Origin of the sequence: Microcoleus sp. T3_A4 (genome assembly GCF_036700465.1) — a bacterium.
In the GTDB taxonomy this organism is placed as follows: domain Bacteria; phylum Cyanobacteriota; class Cyanobacteriia; order Cyanobacteriales; family Microcoleaceae; genus Microcoleus.
The window spans coordinates 1-3,864 of sequence record NZ_JAUBOY010000110.1 but is presented as its reverse complement, the minus strand read 5'-3'; the positions used below and the strand labels follow the sequence as shown (position 1 = coordinate 3,864).

Sequence of the window (3,864 nt, the reverse complement as noted above, 5' to 3'; positions counted from 1 at the left end):
TAATGAACCCTAAACATTTAAGAAATTGGTTTGCTAATTGCTGCTACTGTACCTCATAACAGCGGGAAACGCTGTAAGTAGTAAGTTTGGTAACGATCACTTAGGAGCAACGACCTCTCACCAAACAACAGGAGATGATACAGAAAGATGCGATCGTACTCGATCTTTTTTCACCGACAGGGTGATCGCTCTTTCCTTTATTTTAAGTCATCAAGTTGGCGATCGCACCTTTCTGTACTCAACATCTAATTTTAAACAGAAGTACGATCGCCCTTCTTCCACCTCTTCAACAACTCCGGCGTAACCAAACCTTGCGGAAAAAAGATCGTCCCCAAAACAATCAACAACCCAAAAATAATTAACCGCCCATCCCGCAGAAATTGCGCCAACCAAACCGGCAATCCCTGAATAGTCCCCATTCCCCTCAAAACCTCCGGCAAAGCAGTAAACACCATCCCACCCAAAACTGCTCCCAGAAAACTCCTACTACCACCAATCAACACAGAAGTCAAGTAAATAATACTAGCATCAAAAGTACCTTGACGGGCATTCCAAGTATTCAGGAAATGGGCACTAACAGCACCCACAACACCAGCTAAAACAGCACCTAACGTGAAAGCCAAAACCTTATAAAAAGTTGGGTTAATGCCGATCGCATCCGCCGCCAACTCATCAGCCCGAATCGCGGCAAAAGCCCGCCCCACCCGAATCCGTTCCAGACGATAGACCATCGCCATACTGACCAACAGTAAAGGTAGTACAATCCACAAATACTCGATCGGCGTCGCAAACGGTTGCGGAATCCCAAAAATGCCCACAGCCCCGCCAGTGATATCTAAATTCAGCGATAAAACCCGCAAAATTTCCACAAAAGCAATAGTTGCGATCGCCAAATAAATCCCACTTAACCGCAGCGCCGGAATTCCCACCAAAATCCCCAGCAACCCCGAAACAACCCCTGCAATTATCATCTCCACCAACAGCAATGGCAGTGGAAATAAACCCCCTGTCTGTTGAAAAACCGTTGTAGATAAAATCGCCGCAATATACCCACCCAAAGCATAAAAACCAGGGCTAGCCAGAGACAACTGTCCAGTCATTAAAGGCAAATACAGGGACATTCCCAACATTGCACCCAACAACATCGAGACAATCAAAAACCCGTAAGTAGTAAAAAATTCATTCATAAATTTTTTTATTTCTTAGTCTCTAGGAGAGGGACTTAGTTTGACTCTTAAGCGATTTCAATCGCCGAATTATCTTACACCTTCTGAATCAAACGCCGTCCCAACAAACCCTGCGGTCTAACCAATAGCATAATAAACAATATAGCAAAAGCAACAGCATCCTTATAAGCCGAAAAATCTCCAGGCACAAAAGCCTCCACCAAACCAATTATAAAACCTCCCAAAACTGCCCCAGGAATACTCCCCAACCCACCAAGTACAATCACCGCCAAACCTTTCAAACCAAAAGCAATACCAAAATACGGCCCAGCAATACTCACACTAGAACCGACCAAACTCCCCGCCAAACCAGCCAGAAAACTGCTCACAAAAAACGTCAACACAATGTACCTATCAGTATCAATCCCCAATAAACTAGAAGTTGTCGCATCTTCAGCCACAGCCTGCATTGCTTTGCCAAATTTAGTGAAATTAATTAAGTAAGTTAAGACAGCCACAATCGCAACTGACACCACAAAAATCACTATTTGAACAGTCCGAATCGGAATAGGTTTATCCGCTGTCCCGAAGTTAATTGCAGCAGGTAAATAGCCGTAAGTGTTAGCAGGAAAAGTGTAAATTTCCGCACCTACTAGATATTGGATAATATTGGCGATTGCCACCGCCACACCCAAACTAGAAACCACCGTCAGCAGAGGATCAGAGAGTCGGCGACGCAAAGGCAAAAAAGCAATTCGTTCAACAATTACTCCCACCAAACCAGCCATGACACTTCCCAAAATTAATGCCACAGCAAAAGGCAACTGCACGGGAATTCGAGCATTAGCCCACAACCCATTAAAACCGAAAGTACCTCCCATCAGCGCATAGGTGAAATAAGCACCCAACGTAAATACTGCACCGTGAGCAAAATTAATAATTCCGAGAATAGAAAAGACCAGCGTGTATCCCAGGGCAAAAATAGCATACACGCTGCCGATCGACAAACCATTTAAAAATTGTTGCAAAAACAGAGTTAAGTCCATCACCAGTTAGAGATTCGGCATCAACATTAAATCATTCAAAAACAAACAGCATACAATTTTTACTCTGACTTCTGAATTCCCCCCTTGGGGGCAGCGGGTTTAACCTCAGACTCACACTCAATAACTCATCCGTGTATCTGTGTCAAAATCCGTATCGTGCCTTCATTTCAAAAACTCAAACTTACCATTATTGCCATCAGCCTCCATCTTAATCCGTGCCACATAAAACTCTTTCTGATTAATCTCACCTTCAGGCGTAAAAGAAATTTCCCCCAAAGGCGTATCGTAATTACCACTCAACAACTGCTGATTTAAATTTGTACGCAATTCTGCCAAAGGCTTTTCGCTAATCTTAGACTTAGCATTAATTGCCTTTAATGACTCAACAAAAACTTGTACGCCCGTAAAAGCTTGTGCGCTAAATTGAGGCGGTTCTTTCTTGAATTGAGCGCGATAAGCATCCCGAAAAGCTTTATTAACTTCATTTTCATATTCCGGGCTGTAGGCTTGGGCAATCAAAACTCCATCACAGAGTGCTTTACAAACAGGAAATACATTAGAAGTATTCAGACCGTTGCCCCCAATGATAACGCCTTTGTATCCCAACTCCCGCAATTGCTTAATTAAATTGCCTCCATCGGCTGCCAGCCCGGAAATAATTATCAAATCGGGGTTGACATTGATCGCGTTAGTAGCTTGAGATTGGAAATCTGTATCAGTAGTCAAGAATTTTTGGACTGTTGCCAATTCCAGTCCCATATCTTTAACCGTTGTCTGAAAAGTTTCAGTCTCAGATTTGCTAAAAGCATCATTCTGAGCAAAAAACACGGCTACTTTCTTAATATTGGGATTTTGCTTCAGTGCAGCTTTAACTGCATTAGGTGCTACCACTGCCACAGGGGCGGAGACTCTGGCCACATAATCGCCAATCTGGGGAATTCCTTTAGCGGTGTTGGAGGGTCCGAGTACGGGAACTTTTGCTCGATCGGCGATCGGATCAGCACTAAAGGCTTGTTGCGAGAGGGTCGGCCCCACAATACCTACCACCTTATCCTGATTGATCAGAGTGTTGAAGGCATTGATCGTCCCTTGTTCATCTCCACCCGTATCTTGGAACACCAGTCTAATCGGCGTCCCATCCACACCGCCCTTATCGTTGAAATACTTCTGGGCAATTTCCGCGCCAGCTACCTGTTCCTGACCTAGTAAAGCCACATTGCTAGTTTGGGCCACCCCAATACCTATAGATATAGTGTTGGATCTCCCCCCAGGCGAAGCCTCTGGCGAAGCACCGGGAGATGGCGAAGTCGCCGGAGATGCGATAGTAGAGGTTTGGGGAGTGTTCGTCTGACTGCAAGCGATCAGCAGTGAAGCGCAGGTAATGAATAAGCCACTAGGGCGGGCTATAAGTTTTTTCATGAGCGGGCGATCGAACATCTATATATAAAACAGCTACACGTAAAGATATTCTACCCATGCGCGGTAGATACTCCCCTCAAAAGTCCAATCTTGCCCAAAAAAAAGACCCCTTCCCGGAAAGAGGAGTCAGCCAGCGGAGGCAGGATCGGAAATCAGCAGCTCAAACCTTTACTGTGTATAGGTTCCCCAAAAACTCAAAAATATTTTCACAAAACGCTTGACAACACCTTGCG

General features: G+C 44.6%; 3 protein-coding genes. All 3 read right to left on the bottom strand.

Annotated elements, in window-relative coordinates; genetic code table 11:
• Positions 1-251: 251 nt before the first annotated feature.
• On the bottom strand, positions 252-1,187 hold the full coding sequence (locus tag QUA07_RS29585) for a branched-chain amino acid ABC transporter permease (protein WP_333332746.1): 936 nt from the start codon (positions 1,185-1,187) through the stop codon (positions 252-254).
• Positions 1,188-1,261: 74 nt separating this feature from the next.
• On the bottom strand, positions 1,262-2,212 hold the full coding sequence (locus QUA07_RS29580) for a branched-chain amino acid ABC transporter permease (RefSeq protein WP_333243435.1): 951 nt from the start codon (positions 2,210-2,212) through the stop codon (positions 1,262-1,264).
• Positions 2,213-2,374: 162 nt separating this feature from the next.
• The gene (locus QUA07_RS29575) at positions 2,375-3,631 is read right to left on the bottom strand and encodes an ABC transporter substrate-binding protein (RefSeq protein ID WP_333332743.1); all 1,257 of its coding nucleotides are present in this window, start codon (positions 3,629-3,631) and stop codon (positions 2,375-2,377) included.
• Between the last annotated feature and the right edge of the window lie 233 nt (positions 3,632-3,864).